Genomic DNA, 1,583 nt, shown 5'->3' with positions numbered 1-1,583 from the left:
AAACCTAAGTATCTCAGCATCTTAGAAACTTAAAAATAAAAATATGTACAAAGAATTAGAAAAATTTAAAGTAAACAGCAGCTTTACTTTTACAATTGAAGACAGTTTAGAACAAGTTTGTAACGCTCCTGAAGGAGGTGCAGGTGTTTTTGTAGTTTATGCAGTTGAAGGAAATACAAAAGAATTGATCATGGTAGGATCTACCGGAACTGTTCAGAATGATGGTACTTTGAAAAGCAAAAACGGCGGATTGTACGATAAAATTGTAAACGGGCATCAATTTGCCAAAACAGGAAGAAAATACTCTTGGCCGGCACAAATGAAATTAGAAAATATTACTGCTCTTGAAGTAGTTTGGTTCGAAACTTTCAATGCAGATTCAAAAGGAATTCCAACTACAGTAGAAGGGCAGGTTTTGCAAAATTTCTTAGATGAAAATGCAAAATTGCCAAGATGGAATGTAGCTTTCTAGAAGAAACTTCAATATAAAATTGTCGAAAGCCTTGCTAAATATTTTAGTGAGGCTTTTTTTAATAAATTCGTTGCAAGAAGAACATTTGGATTTCTTGCAAACCTTTTTGATTAGTTGGGCTGTAAGCCCTAAAGCACAAACATAGTGCAACGCACTATGACTAAATCAATGGAGCACATTGCCCTGAAGAGGCAAGAGCATGCTTAGGCCATAATTATAAATGCGTTTTTGTTTGAGATTCGGCTTTCACCCTTTCAGGGCTTAGAAAAAAAAAAAAAAAAACATTTAACCATTAATAGTGCTTCGCACTATTATATCGCTATGGCTCTTTCAGAGCAAGTCTTTAAAACTATGCTTGTGTACTCAATATAGGTTTATAAATGATTATTTGCTGATAAATTTTTCAAACCTTGACATCATTTCATCTTTCTCTTTCAACATACGCTCGTATAACGCAATTTTTTCGTCATATAATTGAACAATTTTATCAATAGCATTGAAAGAGGGTTGATAGCTAAATCCAGAAGCGACAGCATTATCTTTAAAATCTTGGAATGAATAAGTATTTGCTATAACATTTATCGCCTGTTCTTCATCAAAATTCTGAAAAGCTTCAACAGGAATCTTTAGTAGTGCAGAAATTTGTTTCAACAAACTATCTTCAATCACTTCTTTCTGCTCCAGCATAGAGATTTTCTTCTGATTCCATTCTTCTCCCAGATCATACACTAATGCTTTCTACTTTATGTTAAGCATTTCTCTAAAAAAGTTTTACGTTTCTTCCCTGATGTATTTTCTGTTCCATAACAATTATCCATTTTCTAAAGACTCAAAGATAAGGTCTTGGCTAAGTTTCAAGGATAAAAAAACATCCCGTAAAACATCCCTTTTGTCAGATATTACAGCTAAATTTCAAATAGATTATCCTTTTGAAAAAATAGAGCTTCGCTTAAGATTCTTTTTGTTAATCTCCAGTTTATTTTTTTATCATATTTCAATTCGCAATTTAAATTTAACAATAAAGACCTCTTTTTCAAGCAAAGCTAAAATTGTAACAATGTAACAAATTAAAACAAAGTTAAAACTGTTATTAAAGATAATGTTAAAAAAT

At 31.6% G+C, this 1,583-nt stretch carries 1 protein-coding gene and 1 pseudogene; one reads left to right on the top strand and one right to left on the bottom strand.

The features are described from left to right. The first annotated feature begins 43 nt into the window (after positions 1 to 43). Positions 44 to 472, top strand: coding sequence for a hypothetical protein (locus tag JO950_RS21805; RefSeq protein WP_202704527.1), 429 nt, complete (start codon positions 44 to 46; stop codon positions 470 to 472). 384 nt (positions 473 to 856) lie between these two features. On the opposite strand, the pseudogene JO950_RS21800 reads toward JO950_RS21805, so the two are convergent. After that, positions 857 to 1,277 (bottom strand): annotated as a pseudogene (locus tag JO950_RS21800) (XRE family transcriptional regulator). Between the last annotated feature and the right edge of the window lie 306 nt (positions 1,278 to 1,583).

The organism is Flavobacterium sp. UGB4466 (genome assembly GCF_903469665.1).
Lineage (GTDB): Bacteria > Bacteroidota > Bacteroidia > Flavobacteriales > Flavobacteriaceae > Flavobacterium > Flavobacterium lipolyticum.
This window is presented reverse-complemented; position numbering and strand designations above follow the sequence as displayed.

What these genes read in the sequence shown, in the direction of transcription:
- JO950_RS21805 (WP_202704527.1), top strand. Translation starts at nt 44, where the DNA reads ATGTACAAAGAATTAGAAAAATTTAAAGTAAACAGCAGCTTTACTTTT.